This is a genomic window from Cyclobacterium sp. 10D3-21 (genome assembly GCF_055809755.1).
Map to the genome: position 1 here is coordinate 456,107 of NZ_CM147924.1, position 20,048 is coordinate 476,154.

The window sequence follows — 20,048 nt, forward strand, 5'->3', positions numbered from 1 at the left end:
CGTAAAATTCGTAAATCTACGAAAAATACGTAAAATAGGCTTTAATCATACTCCCAGCTATTAAATTTGTTTTTCTATATAAGGTCTGGAGAAATATTTGGCCTAACTTGGCAATAGGTAGGTTTGGCGACAGAGTGCTATTCCCACATTTTCTTCATGATGGTAGCAACTATCAGTAGTAAAAAAACGAATAGAAATGAGTGGTTTAACGGCACAAAGACTTACGGCATAATTTGGACCCAACAGGAAGCTTTTAGGAAGTCAATCTATTTCAATGGACAAAGAAGCGGATGTTAGTTCTCGGGATTTGTCCATGTAGTTTTATTGATTTAGCTCATCAGCCAGGCCATTGAAGGTTACTTGTAAGAACCCTTCCTTTCGGGTTTAAGGCGCTGCCAAAATCCAGATTTATTGTTTTATAAATCCAAGGAATGTGATCCTGGTGGTTTTTATGGTTAAAGCTTCTCAGGCATATTTAGGTCTTTTTAGAAACGCTTTCACTCCTATTTTGAATTAAAATTATAACCTATCCAAAGGACTGAATATTTAATTTGTTTTATAATTAAGGGTGTCCTTTATTTTGATGTTTTATCCATTTTCACAAACGGCGAAAAAATTATAAACTGAAAATTGAATTTGAATTCTATAATTATGTTGTTGAAAGTAATTATTTGGTAATTAAATATTATTTTTTTACTATTATGCTTTTAACAAGCTTAAATCCTACTTTTTTCAATGAACTACAGGAACCCAACGAATCCTACTTTTAACTTAAAGGGTAAACAATTTTTAATCGTGGATGATGATCCCATTATAAGAATGGTAATGAGTTCCATGTTTAAAAAATGGCAAAATACTTCAATTGAGACGGCCAATGATGGGGCTCAGGCATTAGAAAAATTAAAACAGTCTTATTTTGACCTTGTCATCATGGACCTAAATATGCCAGTTCTAAATGGTTACCAAACGGCCAAAGCCATCCGAGAAGGAGTATGTGGGGAGTTTTATAGAAACATACCAATCATCGCTGTTACAGCTGACCTTTCTGAAATAGCACAAGCACAGACAAAAATTATGGACAATGTTTTGACCAAGCCATTTAATGATGATTCCCTGCATTCGGCAATTCACAGGTGTTTGTTTTCAGAATTGAATTTAAGTGCAAAATTGAGCTAAATACTAGCTTTCATGTATTTTCCAAGGGTTCGTTTCGCAGGTATTTAGCGTTGAAACAAAATAAAAGGGTTTATTTTAAGAGACCTTGTTTATCTTTGGTTATTCATTGTCTATTAGATCCAAACCCTTGATTGTTCATGTCGATAGTTCGTTACCTCTTTGTTTTAATTGTAATTGTGTTGGGACAAGCCTGTAATAGTGGAGACCATCAAAATCAAAAGGAAGACAAAGCCTCGCCTACAGACGGAATAAAAAAGGAGGCACTTCAAAACCCACTGGACAAACCTGCAAATGTACTGGCGAAGACCTATTGTACAGGATGTCATTTGTATCCAGAACCCCGGCTATTGGATAAAGCAACCTGGGAAACAATTCTCCCCAGGATGGGTCATTTTTTAGGGATCTATGCAACAGATACCACCAGATCCGGACTGCTTGAAGGTGGAAGGGCTGGAGAAATAGTGGAGCGTGGGAATGTATTTCCAAAAGGGCCAACCATAGATTCTTTGATTTTCAATAAAATAAAAGCTTTTTATCTGGAGGAGGCGCCAGAGCGACTTCCTGATGCCCCAACTAAGGAAATAAAAGAAGGATTAAGCTATTTTAAACTTCACAAACCTGCTAGTAAAACAAAGAACCCAATGCATCTGATGGTCAAGATTATTGGTCGGGATCAATGGTACATTAGCGATGCTGGAAGGTCTTCTTTTTCTATCATGGACAACCAGTTTAAAGTTCAAAAAACAGCTTCTAGTCCTGAAGGTACGGTATGGGTTCATCAGGGGAATGAGCATACTTTTGCGCTGGTTATAGGCACTTTTAATCCTACAGATATGGACCTTGGTTTTGTCATGCGTTTGCCAAACGCTCCAGGACAAACAACCAGAATAATTGCTAAAAACCTGCAAAGACCAGTGCACATGGACATAGGAGACCTTGATGGGGATGGACTAGAGGACATGGTTATTTCTGAGTATGGGAAAAATACAGGAAGTCTTGCCTGGTGGAAACAAGATCCCTCAGGGAACTATCAAAAATTCATGTTAAGAAACAGGCCTGGCGCAACCAAAGCCTATATTCGCGACTTAAATAACAATGGCAAACAGGACATTATTGCACTTTTTGGTCAGGGAGATGAGGGTATATTTATTTATCACAATCAAGGAAATGGGAAATTCGCAGAGGAACCGCTCTTAAGGTTTCCTCCTACCTATGGCTCCAGTTATTTTGAGTTATTCGACTTCAATGGTGACGGTAAAGAAGACATTATTTATACTGCTGGGGATAATGCCGATTACGATCCTATAGCCAAGTCTTATCATGGGATTAGAATCTTCCTCAATGATGGGACCAATCATTTTAAAGAATCTTTTTTCTATCCGCTTAATGGTGCATACAAAGCAATTGCTTCTGATTTTGACAAGGATGGAGACATAGACATTGCAGCGATTAGTTTTTTTCCTGATTATGAAAAAAGTCCAGAAGAGAGTTTTGTTTATTTGGAAAACAAGGGGGAGATGAATTTTGAGGTACAAACTTTTCCCGGGAGTTCGGATGGTAGATGGATGGCAATGGATGTTGGGGATATGGATGGTGACGGAGACCTGGACATTCTTTTAGGCTCTATGATCTTTGGGACGGACCATACCCGGTTCTTTGAGAAATGGTCTGCAGGTACCTTGCCATTTGCATGGCTTGAAAATACCAGTAATGATTAGCGTTAAAATAAAACAAGTAGTAGAAGGCCAATTGCTAAAGGGGATTTTTCTATATAGGTCTGGCCATTACGAATCCTATGGTTTGATTCAACCTAACGCATTGCAGGCATAACAGTATTAAGGAGTTGTAAATTCATATTCCACTGGTTTCAAGCCGTGGGATCGGAGGAGAAATAGGGCCATTACTTTTCATCGATTTTATAGGCTTCTTCGTAAGGTGACCAAATTTCGTAAATAGGATCCCCTTTTGAGCTCAAACCTGAATGGTGCCATTTCCCATCGATAACCTTATAGTCAAATTCCAGATTGGCACCTACTCTGCTATCGTCCTTGGAAAAGAAAGTGATTTTCTCTGTGTATTTCCCGTCTTTTGCTTCATACTCTCCACCTCCCGTACCGCCAAATTCCTTTGTTTCAGAATTGAAAGCAATCCACTGAAACCTGCCACCACTTAAAATTTTCACCGTTCTTCTAGCTCCGGGAGTCATTTCTGACATCTTTTCTCCCCTCTTTCTTCCTGTAATTACCCAATTTCTGGTAAGGTCATCGCTTTCTTTCGATACCCTCTCCCAGATTTCTATAAGGTCTTCTCCCTTTATTTTGGTAGAAATGACCAGTCGGTCATTGGCAAAATCCAATGTAAATCGATTGGTGGTTCCAATTTGCTCAGGGTCAAGGGTTAAAAAATCCAGGTGCTCATCATAAACATTTCCATCCAATTTGTATTGCCCTCCCCCTGCATATAGAAATTTATCGCCTTTTAATTCTTTTGCTCCAAAAGCAAAGTAACCATCCTGATAGATCTTTACAAATTCTTTGTCGGTGATCGCTGCTCCATTTTGGTGGGTCAAAATCCATGCACCTTCCAATTCCTGGGACATAACCACTGAACTAAAGGTAAAGCAGATAATAAAAAGGATCGATTTCATAACTCAGGCTTTATTGTTAGATCTAAATTTAATTATTTATTGATACAATATCACAAGGCATTGATAAAATTCCCAACTAAGAAATAGATTTTCCGGTTATGTTATTAGGAGCCATATTTGTTTTTTTGAGTGGCAGCCTATCAAATCCTTGTTATTAGGGAAATAGGGGCTGTGAGCATGCTCATTATTGAGTTTTATAAATTCTTGTGAGCTATATTTTTTGCGTTTTGCTTTTAATAAAAGAATTTTGGGAAACAATAGCAATGAATTTTGGCTGGCTTTTTGGTACCTATAACTGATATTTAATTTATTATAATGCAAAAAACCATTTTACTATTTGTTCTGATAACTTTTTTAATTGCTGGACAGCATCACAAGGCTATCGGGCAGAGTTATGGTACAAGTGGCGGATTAAGACTGGCCAATAACGATCAAGGTCGAATGTTCGGGTTTACGGTGCAACAGCGTATCCAAAAAGGCCTTACAATTGAGGGGATTATTCAATCTGACTTTAGTTACAATACCACCATTCATGCCATCCTGGAACGGCATCGGCCTTTGCTAACGAAAAGGTTAAATTATTACTATGGTGCAGGTGTTTCAATGGGAATTGAAGAAAGCCGTCAAAAAGTGCCCGAAAGCATGCAAATCATTCAAACCTATGGCAATGGAACCTTGGGGGTGGATTTGATTGGAGGAGTGGAACTTACTTTGCTGGGAATTAATTTCTCATTAGATTACAAACCCAATATCAATATCGTTGGCAGACAGCCATGGTACAGTGGACAAGTAGGGATCTCTGCCAGGTCTGTTCTTGTCAAAGGAAAAAAACAGAACAAGAAAAAAAGACAAAGGACCAGACAAAAGAGAAGGGAAAACCAGGATGGTTTTTTTCATAACTTGATAGAATCCATTAAAAATAAATAACCATGAGAAAGTTAATATTTGCATGTTTTGCTTTACTACTACCCATTCAACTTCTATTGGCACAATCTCCTGTGAAAATAGCCGTGGTAGGCCTTACCCATTCGCATGTAAACTGGATACTCGGCAGAGGGGACATGGGAGATGTCGAGATTGTGGGGATTGTAGAACCCAACAAATCATTGGCCAGGCGATTAATGTCCCAACATAATTTAGGTGAGGAGCTACTCTACCCAGATATGGAGAGCCTTTTTGCGGTTATAAGACCGGAAGCTGTCACCGCATTTGGTTCCATTTACGAACATTTGGAAGTAGTGGAGGCCTGTGCTCCTCGTGGCATTCATGTGATGGTGGAAAAACCCCTGGCAGTTAGTATGGAACATGCCAAAAAAATGGCTGACCTGGCGAGAAAGCATCAAATTCATTTGCTAACCAATTATGAGACCACCTGGTATGCGAGTAACCACGAGTTGAGAAAGCGATTAAAAGAGATGGCAATAGGCCCGGTGAGAAGGGTAATTGTCAACGATGGTCATAAAGGACCCATGGAGATTGGTGTAAACCAGGAGTTTTTGGATTGGCTGACCGATCCTGTATTGAATGGAGGAGGAGCGGTTATTGATTTCGGTTGTTATGGGGCTAATCTGATGACATGGCTTATGGATGGGCAGAAACCTATCTCTGTAACTGCGGAACTGAAACAAATCAAACCCGATATTTACCCAAAAGTGGATGATGAGGCAACTATTTTACTGGAGTATCCCAATGCTCAAGGGGTGATTCAGGCATCATGGAACTGGCCATTTAGCCGTAAAGACATGGAGGTTTATGGCAAAACAGGATACATGGTAGCCAAAAACAGTACCCTGCTACTAAGTAGAACCGAAGGTCAAAAGCAAGAAAAATCCGAGAACCTGTCCAAAAGAGGAAATCCTTACAACGACCCTTTTGCTTTTTTGGCAGCTGTTGTGAAGGGGGAAATTCAAGTAGAAGCTGAAGACTTGTCTTCTCTGGAAAATAATCTGGTAGTAGTGGAGATTCTGGATGCTGCCAAGGAAAGTGCCAAAGAAGGAAAACGAGTTTACTTGAAGTAAGCTACACTCAATTTAGTTTCTTTGTCTTTTGGAGATACCTTAACCGGTAAGCTTGGATGGCATTTTTTCCGAGCAATTGACTTAGCTTATAATTGGCTACAGCGCCTATACCTGCGCCTATTATTGGAATCATTTGTGCCAATTTTGCTAAATCCATATAATCTCTGTATTCCAACTGGAATTTTTTCCAATCAAATTCATCCAGATTATCAGGCAGGGTGCTGGAGTATTTGTCCCAGTTTTCAAGAATACCAATGGTTTCATTTCTTGTTTTCTGCGTAGAAAAGGTGAGTTTGAAAATATGCAGCATAAATAACCGTTCCTTAAAATCTTTGGTATCATGCCCAAAGGCAGCAGCAATATCGAAAAGCATCTTCATCTTAATGGCAAGAAAGGCTGGCAGGTCTGCAAATCCCATCAAAATGCCTCCGGCACCAGTAACTGCGCCTTCAATGGATGCTGTTCTGGTATAAATTTTTATGCTTTTTCGCGCCTTAAATTCTTTGACTCTTAGTTGGTGACCAATGAAAGGTTTAGGAGCGATAAATGTATTGCCTAGTAGCACTCCCCTAACCATTTTTTCTATGGCATAAGTTACTGCCTGATGGATTTTACCAGGTATGATTTTATTGATGGACTGTTGAGTGCCACTGGTCATTCGATTGATTATCGAAGGGCTTTTATGGTTTTTTTCCAACCAACCTTTAAGGTCCTTTTGAACCAAGGATTCATATTGTTGGTCTATGTATTCTTTATTTATCGACATGTTTTACTTCCTGTCTTTTTTTAAATAGTCATCCGAAAATTTACCGTCGTTTTTAGGCTGATCAAATCTTTCTTTGTTGAATGAATTGGATTGCCCTTTGGGAATGCTGAGGCTTTCCCAGGCACCCAGATGTAGTATTTTCGAGAGGTAGATCAATTGACCAATATGTGCGGAATAGTGGGTGAGTTGGCGACTAATAGCTTCTATTAAGCTGTGGGATTGGTTTCTGATATAAACCTTTTTGTCAAAATCGGTATCCTCACACCCCTCTAAAGCTTGAAATAGAGTTTCCCATCCAATTTCCCAAGCCTTCATCATTTCATCTCTGGTTTTGAAGTCATTTTCAAATTCAGCCTCTCTATTGCGCCAAGGCTTTTCTCCATCAGAAGTGAGGAAATCTGTCCACCTGGAAAGCATGTTTCCAGACAAATGTTTGACAATCATGGCGGCACTATTGCTGTCCTCATTGAATTGCCAAAAGAGCTTTTCTTCAGGTATTTGTTGTAGTGCTTTCTCTCCCAGGTCTTTATAATAAGAGAACAGGTGAAGGCTGCTTTCGAGAAATACTTGTGGATGGCTTTTCATATCAATTGTTTTAACGGAATCAACTTGTTTAGGTTAATCCCTACTAATTGAAGGGTCGATTTTAGGTGAGCTTTAAATAAAAAAAGACAGCCATAAAGACTGTCTTTTGATTGTTTTCTTAGTAAAGGATTAAATGCCAAAGGCTTGCTTAATGGCCGATACCTGATCCAGTTTTTCCCAGGTAAATAATTCTACATCCAGGGTAATGGACGCTCTATCAGGAGCGATAAAAGTTTTGGTAACTACCTCATTTTCTCTACCCATATGACCGTAAGCAGCAGTTTCTTCGTAGATAGGATTTCTTAGTTTAAGCCTGTTTTCGATGGCAAAAGGGCGCATATCAAATAGGGTCTCAATTTTTCGAGCGATTTCTCCATCCGATAAAGCGACATTGGCTGTTCCATAAGTGTTGACATATAGTCCCATCGGCTTGGCAACACCAATGGCATAGGAAACCTGTACCAATACCTCATCAGCTATCCCTGCTGCCACCATGTTTTTGGCAATATGCCTTGTTGCATAGGCTGCAGAGCGATCCACTTTGGAGGGGTCTTTTCCTGAGAATGCGCCACCACCGTGGGCACCTTTTCCACCATAGGTATCTACGATGATTTTTCGGCCAGTTAAGCCGGTATCCCCATGAGGGCCACCAATCACAAATTTACCTGTTGGGTTGATATGATACTTGATCTCTTCGGTGAAGAGTTTTTGTATGGCTTCCGGAAGCTGGGCTTTTACCCTTGGAATAAGAATTTCAACGATGTCTTTTTGAATTTTTTCCAGCATGGGTTTTTCTTCGTCAAACTCATCATGCTGTGTTGATACTACGATGGTATCTATTTTTTCAGGGGTATTGTCATCACTGTACTGGATCGTCACCTGGGCTTTAGAATCAGGTCGAAGGTATTTGATCTCACTGTCTTCTCTTCGCAATGCTGCCAGCTCTTTCAATAATCTGTGGGACAAATCAAGTCCTAAAGGGATATAATTACTGGTTTCTTTGGTAGCATAACCGAACATCATTCCCTGGTCTCCCGCTCCCTGGTCTTCTGGATCAATACGGTCAACTCCTTGGTTTATATCTGGTGATTGCTCATGTATGGCAGAAAGTACACCACATGAGCTGCCATCAAACATGTACTCACTTTTGGTGTAGCCAACCCTATTGATTACATCTCGTGCAATTTTTTGAACATCCAAATAAGTTGAAGAATTGACTTCACCAGCAAGGATTACCTGACCTGTTGTTACCAAAGTTTCACAAGCCACTTTAGCATTGGGATCAAAAGCCAAAAAGTTATCAATAATTGCATCTGATATTTGATCAGATATTTTATCTGGGTGACCTTCGGAGACAGATTCCGAGGTGAATAAATAGGACATACATTGCGTTTTTTGATTAAAGTTTAAATTTACATTTAATGGTGAAATTTAAAAACTATATTTTCAAAACGCAGCATTATTTAGGTATAGTATTTATTGAAAACCCTAGGCGCAAAAAAGGAAAGTCCCAATGACAGGTACATTATTCCTGCCAGGAACTGTACCCATATAAAAACATGCCCTACACCATAATTGCCAATGGAAGGATAATAGTGTGTTAGAATAAAAAATATGTATCGCTCCCCATAAGAGAATAATATTAGGGTGGCCATCCAAAAATAAGGTAATGATAGAAGGTTGACGTCTCTAAATTTGCTTTGCTTCAATATGTCTTTAAAAAAGATCACGCTGTAAGACAATACCAGCGCATGTCCTAAAAGGTAAGTATAGGATTGTATGGAAAGATTGAGCGGTTGGACATAAAGACTGATTAAAATACCAACGATTAAAAATCCACCAATGGCAGGAAGCACTGTTTTTTGAAGGTGACAACTAAAGGGTAGCTGACTGAATAATAGCAACATAGCAGTAGGTCTGATATAGACATACAGCAGGTTAAATAAATAGACATTTTCCCCTACAGTTGCTCCAGAATTGGACCAAATTATTACAGAAAGTAATTCTGTAAATAAAATAAGTAATACTAGAAAATTTATTTTTCTATATTCTTTAGGATTGAATCCCAACAGTAAGAATAGTGTTGCAAACAAAATCCCAAGTAAGAGCGCTATAGAATAAAAGGACAATTGCATAAGGTTAAATTATAAAGATGCAATTTATCAATTACTGAAATTTCAGGCAATACCCTGTTCAGGGTATTTTATTTGCATTTTCACCCAGAAATGACAGATAGATAGGCTGTTATAGCCTGAAATGACGTTGAGATCAGTCAATTGTTGCTATTTTTCTGTGATTGAAACACTTCCTATAAAGAAAAATCGGGACATGCTGAGAAAGCCGTGGGAATCCTCTACATGGCATGAATTCGACTTCCTGAAGATTTAATTCGATTTAGAGGTTGACCTTTAATCGATCAATTGAAACCCAATTTTAAATAGACATAAAAAAAGTAGACCAAGTAAATTTCCTAGGGCGCTCTAATATTAAGGAGGAGTGTTTGGAAATGAAATTAGGCTGGATTCTTAAATGGATTGCGTTAACAGGTAATGCCCATTTGCTTCGAAAAAAATTAGCGTCCACAATTAATACTATTTTATAATCGACCTCGGCAGAATAAGCAATCCTGACAAAATCCCTATACATGATAGTTAAACAAATATGCAATAGGAAATCTATTACGTGCTGAAATCTCCAAACAGCCTGATTTTCCTGAGAATACTACACTTCCCGTAAACACGGGGCAGGCTTTACCCCTGACTATTGTCAGGGCGGAGAAATCCTATTACATAATCCGGGTTTAAGGTTTCATTAACCTGGCAGGAAGAAAAAAGAGCCATCCTTTTTAGGGATGGCTCTTTTTATAAAAATCAAGTATAATTTTCTGGTTTATTTAACCGGTACTTCGTTTTCATTGTCGATCTCTCTCTTCATTAAATCGACTACCACTGGAGTAGCAATATAAATAGAAGAGTAGGTACCCACTAAAACACCAATCAACAAGGCGAAAGAAAAGCCTCTTAATACTTCTCCACCAAACACAAGTAATACCAAGACTACGATTAAGGTAGTAGCAGAAGTTATAAGTGTTCTGGCCATTGTTTGATTGATTGCGTCATTGAACATTTGGACCATTTTACTTGTACCTCTGTTGGCTATATTTTCTCTGATCCTGTCAAATACAATTACTGTATCATTAATGGAATAACCAATCACTGTCAACATAGCAGCAATAAATACCTGGTCAATTTCAAAGGTAGCACCAAATGCACTTGCGATGGCGAAAGCAGCTATTACAAAGAAGGTATCATGAATCAATGCAATAATAGAAGCAAGTGAGAATTGCCATTTTCTAAACCTTAGTAGGATATAAAGGAAAATGGCAACAAGAGAGAAGAACATCGCTTCCAAAGAGGAATTTTTGATGTCATCTGCCACAGTAGCACCCACTTTGTTTGATCCTGTTATGGAGAAGTCTCCACCGGAAAGCTTGGTAGCATCATCAAGGAAAGTAAATCCTGTGACAGCAGCGATACCGCTTTTCACTTTATCTTCTACTTCTCTATTCGCTTCGTCATTGTCTTCGTTTACCAAATAGGAGGTAGTCACTTTCAGCACATTATTAGCACCATAGGTCTTGACTTCCACAGCACCATCAAATTCACTGTCAAGTCCCACTTTTAATTCTGAAGCAGGTACTGATTCGCTGAATTCTACTATGTAATAGCGTCCTCCTGTAAAATCAACACCGAATTTGATTCCAGACGTTAGCGCCAGTACCATACCAATTACAATGATACCAGTAGAAATCAGGTAGGCTACTTTTCGCTTGCCCAAAAAGTCAATATTGAGGTCGCTGAATAGGTTTTTGGCAAAAGGTGTGGCGAAAGAAATATTGCTTTTGTCACCTTTCTTACTCATCCAATAGACAATTACTCTAGTGATAAATACAGAAGAGAAGAAAGAGGATGCTATACCAATCATAAGGACGATAGCAAATCCTTTAACCGGACCTTGACCCAATGCGTACAAGATTGCTCCTGTAAGGAAAGTTGTAACGTTTGAATCCAGAATGGCACTGAAAGCCTTGTCATACCCACTGCTAATTGCCTGTAGAATGCCAGCTCCATTTTTAAGCTCTTCTTTTATCCTTTCAAATATCAGAACGTTTGCATCAATGGACATACCTATCGTAAGTACGATACCTGCAATACCGGGTAAGGTAAGCGCAGCACCTAGTTGGGCCAAAATACCTAGAATAAAGAAGATATTAAATAGCAAAGCAGCAATGGCCACAAAACCACCTTTGGAGTAATAAGCGATCATAAATAAGACCACCAAAACAAGACCCGCAATCATAGAATTGATTCCTTGATTTCTGGCTTCAACACCCAAAGTAGGACCTACTATGGCTTCTTCTACGATATTGGTAGGAGCAGGAAGGGTACCTGATTTTAAGATATTGGCCAAATCTTTGGCTTCCTCCATTGTGAAGTTTCCAGTAATTTCTGATTGTCCAGAAGGAATCTCTCCTTGTACTGTTGGAGCGGTGTATACATAATTGTCCAATACTACCGCAATCCTTTTGCCGATGTTTTCTGAAGTTAACTTTCTCCAGTTTCTTGCACCTTCAGCATTCATTTGCATGCTTACCGCTGGTCTTGAAGCTTGATCCAGCGATTGTCTGGCATCCGTAATTACATCCCCTTCTAAAGGAGCTTGATCAGTCCCTCTTGGGGCTTTGATAGCATGCAATTCCAATAATTCCATTCCGTCCTGAACCTGAGGCTTGACAGACCACATGAATTTTACATCTCGTGGTAACAATGCTTTTACATCATCTCTTTTCATTACCCTGTTGATGGCAATGGTATCTCTTAATTCATAAACCAATCCATAATTTGCTTTTAGCAAAGCAAAAAGAGGAGAAGCTTCTGTTCCTAAAGAATCTGCATCTGTAGCCCCTTCCGCAAGTTGTCTGGCGAGGTCACTTTCTAAACCTGTAGTATCTGTAGCAGCTGAAGTTTCAGAGGATACATTTGCTGCCTTTTGGCTTCTTGCTTCTTCTACCAAGAAAGCATTGATCTGCTGCAAAGCATCACCATATTCATCCATCTCTGCCACTTGCCAGAACTGTAGCTTGGCAACTCCCTGAAGAAGGTTTCTTACCCTTTCAGCATTGTCTACACCAGGAAGTTCAATTTGAATTCTTCCGGTATTTTGAATTCTTTGAATGTTTGGTTGTGAAGTACCAAATCGGTCAATTCTGGTTCTTAAAATATTGAAAGACCTGTCAATCGCATTTTCAACTTCACTGTCAATGATATTTAAGATATCAGTATCAGAGGTCTCCAAAGAAATTCTTCCTCTATTGGCAGCTGTGGCGAAAATAGTATTCAATGACTTATCGCCAGCTTTTTCCTGCCAGGCCTGATAAAAGATGTTTACAAATTTATCATTAACTGTTTTGGCGCGCTCTCTGGCAATTTCTACTGATTCATTGAAAATTTGATCTTTACTTCCTCCAGCAAGACCTTTTACAATTTCCACTGGTGAAACTTCCAGCGTTACATGCATTCCTCCCTGAAGGTCAAGTCCTAAACCAAGTTCAGTATTTTTAACTTCCTGATAAGTAAATGGTATACCTAAGAAATTGTAAACGGGCTCTCTCCAGATAGAATCCAGATAGGTTTGTCTTTTGTCAAAATCGACATTACCAGATTGGTCAGTTGCATAGGTGGTGGCTTTCTCATGTACATTGTTGGAAACCAATGTGAAAGATAAGTAGTACAGACATAGGGCTGTAATGACCACCGTAAAAAAAACGATTATCCCTTTGTTTTTCATGTTCGTTGATTAGATATTAAATGTTGTATTTGATTTTGAATAGAATTTTTCATTTGAATCAAAGATTCAATGTTGGCAGTAAATGAAAAATTTAAAGATAGGTGTTACTCAGGGTGCATTCACAGAAATAATCTGCTCAAAAAGTATTTTGAATAATTGATTGTATTCAAGATCAGTACCTAAAAGGAAATTGGTTTGTTGCCTGTCGGCAATAATGATTTCATAGATAAAGTGGTATGCAAAATCAAGGGCATACATTACAAATGGAACTACGGCATCTATTCCAGTGTGAATAAAAGTCTGGGTATCCTCAGATTCTCCGTCTTCACTGTCAGAAGATAAATCCAATTGTACTTCCAAAGAATTTTCTTTGGAATCTATACTTAATAATAACTCTGAACTGGAAACAAATACGCAAAAAAGCATTACTATCAGTAATGTAAGCCTTTGGCGCATTAATCCTTTATTTTTCCTATTCAGTTTCATGGGTTGCAAATATAAAAAAGTTTTTTCAATTAAGGCATGGCTGTCCTTTTTAATTTTAAACAGTAAACCTACTGTAAAACAGGTGTTTATATTATTGTATCCTGAAGAGGACAGGAATTAGGGCCACTAATAGGGCTAAAAGGGGACTAACCAAAGAAGAGATTAACCCAGTTCGTCACCTATTTTGAATCGTAAAAATGTTTTTATAACCTCTAAAGCCTTTTCGAAATCGCTGTTATTAGGGACGATCAGGTCTGCATCGTGTTTAAATGGGGCTATATACTTTTCGTAAGTAGGCATAACATGCCTTTCATAGCGGTAAAGCACGTCGTCAAGATCATAACCACGCTCGACCTTGTCTCTTACAATTCTTCTTTTTAGCTTGATGTGTTCCTTGGCATCTATATAAACCTTCAAGTCTAATAGATTGGCAAGCTCAGGGTAGTACAAAACAAAAATTCCTTCGACCACGACCACAGGCGCAGGTTCGAAGGTCAACATTTTTGGTTTTTTATTGGGGTTGTTAAAGGTGTACTCTTGGCGGGTGATGGTTTGACCATCCTGTATTTTCCGGATATCTTCAGCATATTGTTCGAAGTCAATTGAGTCCGGCGTATCAAAATTATGTATGCCCCTATCATCCATTGGTTGCTGATGCCTGGGTTTATAATAGTTGTCCTGAGAAATCAAGCATACCTGTCCAGGCTCAAAAGAATGTAAAAGCTTGTCCAAAAAGTGTGTTTTACCAGAAGCACTTCCACCAGTAATTCCTATGATAAATGGTTTGGTCATATATTGATAATTTCAGGATTCAATCGTTGCGTAGCAATTACGAAGCTTTTTCTTTTAAGAATGTAGCCAATAACCTTACAGCTTTACCTCTATGGCTGATGGTGTTTTTCTCCTCAAGGGATAATTCTGCGAATGTTTTGTCATAACCCAGGGGTTTGAAAATAGGGTCATAGCCAAAACCACCTTCCCCAGATCTAGCTGTGATCAATTCTCCTTCGGCTTTGCCATCAAACGCCCACTCCTTTTCTCCGATAATCAAAGCAATAACGGTTCTGAAAGCAGCTTTTCGATTGTTTTTCCCAGCCATGTTTTTCAATAGCAAGTCAACATTCCGGTCATCACTTCTCGGCTCTCCAGCATACCTGCCAGAATAAACACCTGGAGCGCCGCCCAATGCGTCTACTTCCAATCCTGTATCATCAGCGAAACAATCCACACCGTAATGAGTTTTGACGTAACGGGCTTTTTGAAAAGCATTGTCTTCTAGCTTGTCACCTGTTTCAGGTAATTCATCCCTACATCCGATTTCTTCAAGGGAGACAATTTCAAATTCATTGCCCAAAACAGCCCTTACTTCTTTTAGTTTCTTTAAATTATTTGTGGCAAAACAGATTTTCATAACGTGAAATTACTTTAGCTTTTTCAAAAACCTTCTCTAAAACCTACTTTTTTGATTAAAAAGAAACAATTTGGCTTTAATCCTTTTCTTTGGATTCATTTTTCACTGAACCAATCGTTCATAAATTTTACAGGTTTTATTTATTTCTTTTTAGCTTTGAACCTTAAATAAGGGAGAAAATAAAAAGATCTTGTATTTAGGCTCACATCCCAAATGGAGGACATTGTGAAGATTTCTGCTTTTTTAAGATAGCCAAATTTACCTTGGTTTGAGGTATAAAAAATATATTATATATGTTTCCACTGAAAAATATCACCGTCTACTGCGGATCAAGTACTGGAATACTTCCAGAATACACCAAACAGGCCAAAGCATTGGCCAAAGAGATGGTCAATAGGAAGCTGGGGCTGGTATATGGGGCTGGGAATGTAGGGCTAATGGGGGTGATTGCCGATGAGATGATTGGGTCTAAAAGTCCTGTCTATGGGATAATCCCTCAAAAATTAGTGGACATAGAAGTTGCGCATCAAGGCTGCACGGACTTGATCGTAGTGGAAACGATGAGGGATAGGAAATGGCTAATGGCCGAAAAAGGCGATGGTTTTATTGCCATGCCCGGGGGGATAGGAACCTTGGAGGAGTTGTTTGAAATCATGACACTTAATCAGCTGATGTACATTCAGAAACCACTGGCGCTGTACAATGTGTCTGGCTATTATGACAAGTTATTGGACTTTTTAACCCATGTCGGTGAACAGGGATTTTTGAAAGCCCACCATATGGATAGTTTAATTGTTGCTTCTGATCCTGTAGCCTTACTGGACAAAATGGAAGCATACGAACCTTCCGGTACTCCTGATTGGCTTCGGAAGAAAAGCAATAGCTAATAGGCATCCTGATTTTAGGGATATTGATGCAGGAAAAAGTAACAATAACCCATAACCCTGGGGTACCAAAGGTTTTTGTTATGCGTTCAAGCCTCTGTCCACAAAATTTTATCCTTACCGGGGCTTTGTTAAAGCTGTGATTTCACGATCACCGTCACAAAAGTTATTCTATGTGCTGGAATGGCTTATTATTGTGGTGGATTTTGACAACCATTAATGGTAAGGAATATTGCCCTTAGCGTTTATTTACAGTGCTTTAAACGTAATGTCAAAAATGATATTAGAACAATAAAACCCTGATTTTTCTATGACTTTTCTTGAAGCAATATTGTCGAGAGTAGTTGAAGTAATGGGTTTTCTACCAGCATTCAAGACGCTATTTACGTGCAATTTCATCATTTGAGTTGCAATGCCTTTGCCTTGATAATCTTTATTCACGATCATTCCGATATCTGCAATTTCAGGTTGGGTATCGCTCATTCTACATTCGCTTGTGGCAATAATTACATCAGATTCTTTTACCAGAAAGATTTCTTTTCTGGAAACGAGATTTTGTGTATACCCAAATGTGTCATCCATGCCAACTTGCTCTTTCAGGAAAGTTTTAATACCTGGAATATCATCTGTAGTAACCAATTTCATATTTAATACGAAATCTTCTTCGACTTTTACGTTCAAATGCTCAAAGCAAAAAGTATTGGCTTTTATCGAATTTGAATGAATCAGGCAAGAGTTAAACGCTGTTGTTTCATTTGAACTTAAGCTTGCAGATTTAATCAGTTCTGTTTTAATTAATCTGTCAATTACCGTATCCATTATGGATAAATATTCCTTTTTAAGAAAAATCTGAGTTAAGCAGTCCTCTTCGTTAATGCAACAATATCCTATGGTGCTGTTATTGTCCTCAATAAGATAATGCTGAGAAGAGTCAATGTAAAGCTGTTCCCACATTGCGTCAATTGGAGCTGTTAACGAAAGGTATAACTGTTTCCTTAATATATTAATTGTATCGGTATTTTTTGTCTTTATAAAATTCATCGCTAGGCGTATTTTTTTATTAAAAGTTCTTTAATTTGGTTTAAAGGGAAATCTTTGTAAATCCCTAAATAGTTTAACGCAATTCCATCTAGTTCAGCAATAAATAGATGACTCTTAATCAAATAATCTTTTGAGTCTATTTTTTCGAAAATCTCTGTGGTCCTTTTCAAGATAAAGGATGACCTTTCTTTAATTAAGTCCTCCAACACTTCTCTTGTGGTGGGTTGAACTATGACATTCATGTTAAACTGAAAGAATAGCTTATCAGATTCTAGTTGGGAAAAGAAGGATTCCAATAATTCAACTAGCTGTTCATTAGGGTTTTGATTTTTCGTGTCAATTGTATTTATATCTACAATTAGCTTGGTTGTTTTCAGGAAAATTTCTCTCAATAATCCATCCTTGGACTTAAAGTGGTGAGAAATTAATCCTTTGGATACATTTGCCTTTTCGCACACTGCCGAAAGTGGCGTATTCTCATACCCTCTTTCAGAGAATAATCTAGTGGCTATCTCAATCAATTGTTCTCTCTTGTCCATATAAATTAAATCTTCCTTCGAATTGATTGACCGAACGTGCAGTCAGTACAAATGTAGACACATTTATTTAATGAGCAAGAGAATGGTTTTTTATCGGGAAAATTTTTGAATAGTGAAGTATTCCTTTGTATTGAGCATGACTTTCGTATTTACGGACTATGCGCCAAGCTTTTTAAATCCAGATTCAAAGACATGAAAAAATGTAATGATGTTAATATAAGCGATTTTGTCAGCATTGTTGCAGAAAAAAAAGCAACAATACCGCCAAAATCGTGTGTTAATTATTTCTCTAATTCATGGGATAAAACCCATGGCTATTGATGATATCGTTGTTTCTTGAAGACGTTAAATGGAAATAGGCAATAGGGTTCGTAGGGCATGATTACATCAGGTAAAAGAAAAGTCTAATGCCTATTTCGGGTTTGAATTGGTATTCTTTGTCAAATAAAAGCTTTCATACAAGGAATCAAGTGGGGTGATTTCATCTTTAATGGAATGGTTAAATAGGACCTTGTTGTTAGGGCTGTCTTTGAAATAGGGTAAGATGGGTTGCTTCACCCATTTCAGCTTCAGCACTGCTTGAATGAAAAATTTGCTTTAAACCACAGCTTTCAAATGATTTAATGTACTCCTGATTTAAAAGCCATGGTGGTCCATTTTCAAAAGCTCTTTTACCTTGTTGTGTTTCAGTGATAACCAATAATTTGCCCTTATCTGCTACAAAGTCTGAAATGTGCTTTATCAAAGTTTTTTCATACTTAGGGGGTAAGGCTTGAATAGTGTAGATTTCCAATACAAAGTCAAATTTCCGGTTCCAGTCTGGGATTCCTTCTAACAAATCGGCTTGAATAAATTCAACCTTAGCATTTGGAAACCTGGTTTTACAAAGTTCAATAGCGCTGTTTGAAACATCAAATGCTGTTACCTTAAATCCTTGTGATTCAAGTTCAATGGCATCGTCACCCATTCCACAACCAATTACCAATGCTGTTTTTCCTTTATGCGTATTTGGGTTTTTACTAATCCAACTTTTAAAAACCGGATGGGGAGCCATATTTGCCCAGGGAACACCTTGGCCTTCTTCATTGGCCTCAGAATAAAGTTTCTCAAACCACTCGGTCGGTTTATTCTCTGCTACTCCTAATCTGTTTTTTGTTTTTTCGTCCATTTTTGAATTCAATATAATATCCGTCTAACTAATATATAACGGTTAGGAAAAAAGATCGTTTTAATACCTTTTTGAAGCTGTTGCAATCCTTGTGGTAACTATCATTAATATATGCGCTTTAAATGTGGGGAGATGTTGGCATTTTGGTAGTTGCCGGTAGCTTTAAGTTGGAACCGTGTCCTAAAGTAAATATCAGTTCCAGTATTTTTTTATGGGCCTTGGAACCAAAGTGGTCCCTGAGCCTGCCGAAGGGTGTCGAAGGGGCTGGATCATTCCTTTTGGTATGTATCATAATTACCTTTTGTATTCATTTTGTAGAATATTAAGCATGTTATTTAATTCTAACGCACTGTCTAGTTCATTTTTTGAATTGAACTTTAGGTGGTTTTCAGGATTTGCGAGCTCAATTATGTGATAAACTTCATTACGTTCATTTTCAAAGAGCAGATCAGGGATTTGAATAACTACCATATGTGATTTACTCAGATAAATATTTTTAACAGTAAATGGGACTAACATATTACTATTGGTACGATTTAAAGGATCTTCAGCGTAAAAAATATGTGGATGCTCCCAACTATCTATTGACATTAGCCAAAAATTCGAAACAATTTTTTCAGGTCCATAAGTATCCCAATTACATGCGGTAACTAGATTTACCGCTAAGAATAAGTATAGTAGAGGTTTTATGGACATTGGGTAAGGGGCCAGGATGCTGCTTGGGTAAAGCCTAGAAGTATTAAAAGGGAGACAGCAAACCTATATCAACTGGGATGGAGTGCATGTTTCTGTCCGAAATTTTTAGCTCGGACTTCTCGTCTGCAAACAGTACTTTTTTACCCAATTGAAATGTTTAGGTGTTTGCCTAAGCCTTTTTCAATCAGTTTGTTATAGGTTGAGATTTGAATATCACTTAAGCCTCTCTCTATTCTTGAAATATAGCTTTTTTTAGTCCCAGTTTTTTCTGCAAGTTGTTCTTGTGTCATATTGGCCTGCTGTCTAGCTTCTTTTAGCATAACACCAAGTCGAAAAGCTAGTGAACCTGAGTCATATTGGTCTCTTGATTCAGTTTCTTTTTGACCGTATTTACCAACCAATAAATCTTCAAAGTCTGTTATATTCTTCACGTCATTCGTTTTTTTCCTTTAAATATTTCTTTTTAGTTTTTTGGCTATTTTAATTTTTTTTTTTGGTTTCTTTTGAGTCTTATTTACAAAACAGTTTGTGAGCACGATTAAATCTCCAGCACCATAGAGGCAAAGTATCCAAATACTTGGAGGACGTAATTACCCTTACTTCATAAATACCATCCGTGTTTTCAAGTTTTTTGAAAAATTTAATTGGAACCCGTTTTTCAAACCTCACTAAATCCAGAACGTATTCAATTTTGAGATGAACTTTATTGTCTTGTGATTTATAGAAGTCAACAAAATGATTTTTATAAGCGATAATCTTTCGCATCACGGTTATAAAGTTAACC

General features: G+C 38.0%; 19 protein-coding genes. 5 read left to right on the forward strand and 14 right to left on the reverse strand.

Translation table 11 applies throughout. The features are described 5' to 3' along the window. Positions 1 to 735: 735 nt before the first annotated feature. Entirely contained in the window at positions 736 to 1,176 is a 441-nt protein-coding gene (locus AC0L7T_RS02090) for a response regulator (protein ID WP_473340811.1), read from the forward strand. A gap of 137 nt (positions 1,177 to 1,313) precedes the next feature. Further along, positions 1,314 to 2,894, forward strand: a complete 1,581-nt coding sequence (locus AC0L7T_RS02095) for an FG-GAP repeat domain-containing protein (RefSeq protein WP_473340812.1) — start codon at positions 1,314 to 1,316, stop codon at positions 2,892 to 2,894. 182 nt (positions 2,895 to 3,076) lie between these two features. On the opposite strand, the gene AC0L7T_RS02100 is transcribed toward AC0L7T_RS02095, so the two are convergent. Next, complete coding sequence (locus AC0L7T_RS02100) at positions 3,077 to 3,823, reverse strand: hypothetical protein (RefSeq protein ID WP_473340813.1); 747 nt, start codon at positions 3,821 to 3,823, stop codon at positions 3,077 to 3,079. 315 nt (positions 3,824 to 4,138) lie between these two features. Between AC0L7T_RS02100 and AC0L7T_RS02105 the strand changes: the two genes are divergently transcribed. Further along, positions 4,139 to 4,750, forward strand: a complete 612-nt coding sequence (locus AC0L7T_RS02105; RefSeq protein WP_473340815.1) for a hypothetical protein — start codon at positions 4,139 to 4,141, stop codon at positions 4,748 to 4,750. Positions 4,751 to 4,752: 2 nt separating this feature from the next. Continuing rightward, entirely contained in the window at positions 4,753 to 5,841 is a 1,089-nt protein-coding gene (locus AC0L7T_RS02110; protein ID WP_473340816.1) for a Gfo/Idh/MocA family protein, read from the forward strand. 7 nt (positions 5,842 to 5,848) lie between these two features. Here AC0L7T_RS02110 and AC0L7T_RS02115 read toward each other — a convergent pair whose 3' ends face one another. The 8 genes from AC0L7T_RS02115 to AC0L7T_RS02150 form a co-directional block, all read right to left on the reverse strand. After that, positions 5,849 to 6,607 (reverse strand): EcsC family protein, encoded by a 759-nt coding sequence (locus AC0L7T_RS02115; protein ID WP_473340818.1) that lies wholly within the window; start codon positions 6,605 to 6,607, stop codon positions 5,849 to 5,851. A gap of 3 nt (positions 6,608 to 6,610) precedes the next feature. After that, complete coding sequence (locus AC0L7T_RS02120) at positions 6,611 to 7,192, reverse strand: DUF1572 family protein (RefSeq protein ID WP_473340819.1); 582 nt, start codon at positions 7,190 to 7,192, stop codon at positions 6,611 to 6,613. 129 nt (positions 7,193 to 7,321) lie between these two features. Further along, positions 7,322 to 8,575, reverse strand: a complete 1,254-nt coding sequence (gene metK / locus AC0L7T_RS02125) for a methionine adenosyltransferase (RefSeq protein WP_473340821.1) — start codon at positions 8,573 to 8,575, stop codon at positions 7,322 to 7,324. Between the two features lie 80 nt (positions 8,576 to 8,655). Continuing rightward, positions 8,656 to 9,327 carry a hypothetical protein gene (locus AC0L7T_RS02130; protein WP_473340822.1) on the reverse strand — a complete coding sequence of 224 codons (672 nt, stop codon included), beginning with the start codon at positions 9,325 to 9,327 and terminating at the stop codon, positions 8,656 to 8,658. A gap of 754 nt (positions 9,328 to 10,081) precedes the next feature. Beyond that, on the reverse strand, positions 10,082 to 13,039 hold the full coding sequence (gene secDF / locus AC0L7T_RS02135; protein WP_473340823.1) for a protein translocase subunit SecDF: 2,958 nt from the start codon (positions 13,037 to 13,039) through the stop codon (positions 10,082 to 10,084). A gap of 108 nt (positions 13,040 to 13,147) precedes the next feature. Continuing rightward, positions 13,148 to 13,525 (reverse strand): hypothetical protein, encoded by a 378-nt coding sequence (locus tag AC0L7T_RS02140; protein ID WP_473340825.1) that lies wholly within the window; start codon positions 13,523 to 13,525, stop codon positions 13,148 to 13,150. 162 nt (positions 13,526 to 13,687) lie between these two features. Continuing rightward, positions 13,688 to 14,317: a uridine kinase gene (gene udk, locus AC0L7T_RS02145; protein ID WP_473340826.1), complete on the reverse strand. Its 630-nt coding sequence runs from the start codon at positions 14,315 to 14,317 to the stop codon at positions 13,688 to 13,690. Positions 14,318 to 14,354: 37 nt separating this feature from the next. Continuing rightward, positions 14,355 to 14,936, reverse strand: a complete 582-nt coding sequence (locus AC0L7T_RS02150; protein ID WP_473340828.1) for a non-canonical purine NTP diphosphatase — start codon at positions 14,934 to 14,936, stop codon at positions 14,355 to 14,357. Positions 14,937 to 15,238: 302 nt separating this feature from the next. Here AC0L7T_RS02150 and AC0L7T_RS02155 point away from each other — a divergent pair, with 302 nt between their 5' ends. Then, positions 15,239 to 15,823, forward strand: coding sequence for an LOG family protein (locus tag AC0L7T_RS02155; RefSeq protein WP_473343409.1), 585 nt, complete (start codon positions 15,239 to 15,241; stop codon positions 15,821 to 15,823). Between the two features lie 246 nt (positions 15,824 to 16,069). Here the strand turns inward: AC0L7T_RS02155 and AC0L7T_RS02160 are convergent, their stop codons facing one another. The 5 genes from AC0L7T_RS02160 to AC0L7T_RS02180 all read right to left on the reverse strand — a co-directional run bounded on the left by AC0L7T_RS02160 (position 16,070) and on the right by AC0L7T_RS02180 (position 19,800). Next, positions 16,070 to 16,861, reverse strand: coding sequence for a GNAT family N-acetyltransferase (locus AC0L7T_RS02160; protein WP_473340829.1), 792 nt, complete (start codon positions 16,859 to 16,861; stop codon positions 16,070 to 16,072). 2 nt (positions 16,862 to 16,863) lie between these two features. Next, positions 16,864 to 17,400: a TetR/AcrR family transcriptional regulator gene (locus tag AC0L7T_RS02165; RefSeq protein ID WP_473340831.1), complete on the reverse strand. Its 537-nt coding sequence runs from the start codon at positions 17,398 to 17,400 to the stop codon at positions 16,864 to 16,866. A 517-nt stretch (positions 17,401 to 17,917) separates the two neighbouring features. Next, entirely contained in the window at positions 17,918 to 18,568 is a 651-nt protein-coding gene (locus AC0L7T_RS02170; RefSeq protein WP_473340832.1) for a class I SAM-dependent methyltransferase, read from the reverse strand. Positions 18,569 to 19,404: 836 nt separating this feature from the next. Next, positions 19,405 to 19,695: a helix-turn-helix domain-containing protein gene (locus AC0L7T_RS02175; RefSeq protein WP_473340833.1), complete on the reverse strand. Its 291-nt coding sequence runs from the start codon at positions 19,693 to 19,695 to the stop codon at positions 19,405 to 19,407. A gap of 18 nt (positions 19,696 to 19,713) precedes the next feature. After that, the gene (locus AC0L7T_RS02180) at positions 19,714 to 19,800 is read right to left on the reverse strand and encodes a hypothetical protein (RefSeq protein WP_473343410.1); all 87 of its coding nucleotides are present in this window, start codon (positions 19,798 to 19,800) and stop codon (positions 19,714 to 19,716) included. Positions 19,801 to 20,048: the final 248 nt, after the last annotated feature.

Coding starts and splice junctions, on each gene's coding strand:
- AC0L7T_RS02090 (WP_473340811.1), top strand. CDS start 736: ATGAACTACAGGAACCCAACGAATCCTACTTTTAACTTAAAGGGTAAA.
- AC0L7T_RS02095 (WP_473340812.1), top strand. CDS start 1,314: ATGTCGATAGTTCGTTACCTCTTTGTTTTAATTGTAATTGTGTTGGGA.
- AC0L7T_RS02100 (WP_473340813.1), bottom strand. CDS start 3,823: ATGAAATCGATCCTTTTTATTATCTGCTTTACCTTTAGTTCAGTGGTT.
- AC0L7T_RS02105 (WP_473340815.1), top strand. CDS start 4,139: ATGCAAAAAACCATTTTACTATTTGTTCTGATAACTTTTTTAATTGCT.
- AC0L7T_RS02110 (WP_473340816.1), top strand. CDS start 4,753: ATGAGAAAGTTAATATTTGCATGTTTTGCTTTACTACTACCCATTCAA.
- AC0L7T_RS02115 (WP_473340818.1), bottom strand. CDS start 6,607: ATGTCGATAAATAAAGAATACATAGACCAACAATATGAATCCTTGGTT.
- AC0L7T_RS02120 (WP_473340819.1), bottom strand. CDS start 7,192: ATGAAAAGCCATCCACAAGTATTTCTCGAAAGCAGCCTTCACCTGTTC.
- metK (WP_473340821.1), bottom strand. CDS start 8,575: ATGTCCTATTTATTCACCTCGGAATCTGTCTCCGAAGGTCACCCAGAT.
- AC0L7T_RS02130 (WP_473340822.1), bottom strand. CDS start 9,327: ATGCAATTGTCCTTTTATTCTATAGCGCTCTTACTTGGGATTTTGTTT.
- secDF (WP_473340823.1), bottom strand. CDS start 13,039: ATGAAAAACAAAGGGATAATCGTTTTTTTTACGGTGGTCATTACAGCC.
- AC0L7T_RS02140 (WP_473340825.1), bottom strand. CDS start 13,525: ATGAAACTGAATAGGAAAAATAAAGGATTAATGCGCCAAAGGCTTACA.
- udk (WP_473340826.1), bottom strand. CDS start 14,317: ATGACCAAACCATTTATCATAGGAATTACTGGTGGAAGTGCTTCTGGT.
- AC0L7T_RS02150 (WP_473340828.1), bottom strand. CDS start 14,936: ATGAAAATCTGTTTTGCCACAAATAATTTAAAGAAACTAAAAGAAGTA.
- AC0L7T_RS02160 (WP_473340829.1), bottom strand. CDS start 16,861: ATGAATTTTATAAAGACAAAAAATACCGATACAATTAATATATTAAGG.
- AC0L7T_RS02165 (WP_473340831.1), bottom strand. CDS start 17,400: ATGGACAAGAGAGAACAATTGATTGAGATAGCCACTAGATTATTCTCT.
- AC0L7T_RS02170 (WP_473340832.1), bottom strand. CDS start 18,568: ATGGACGAAAAAACAAAAAACAGATTAGGAGTAGCAGAGAATAAACCG.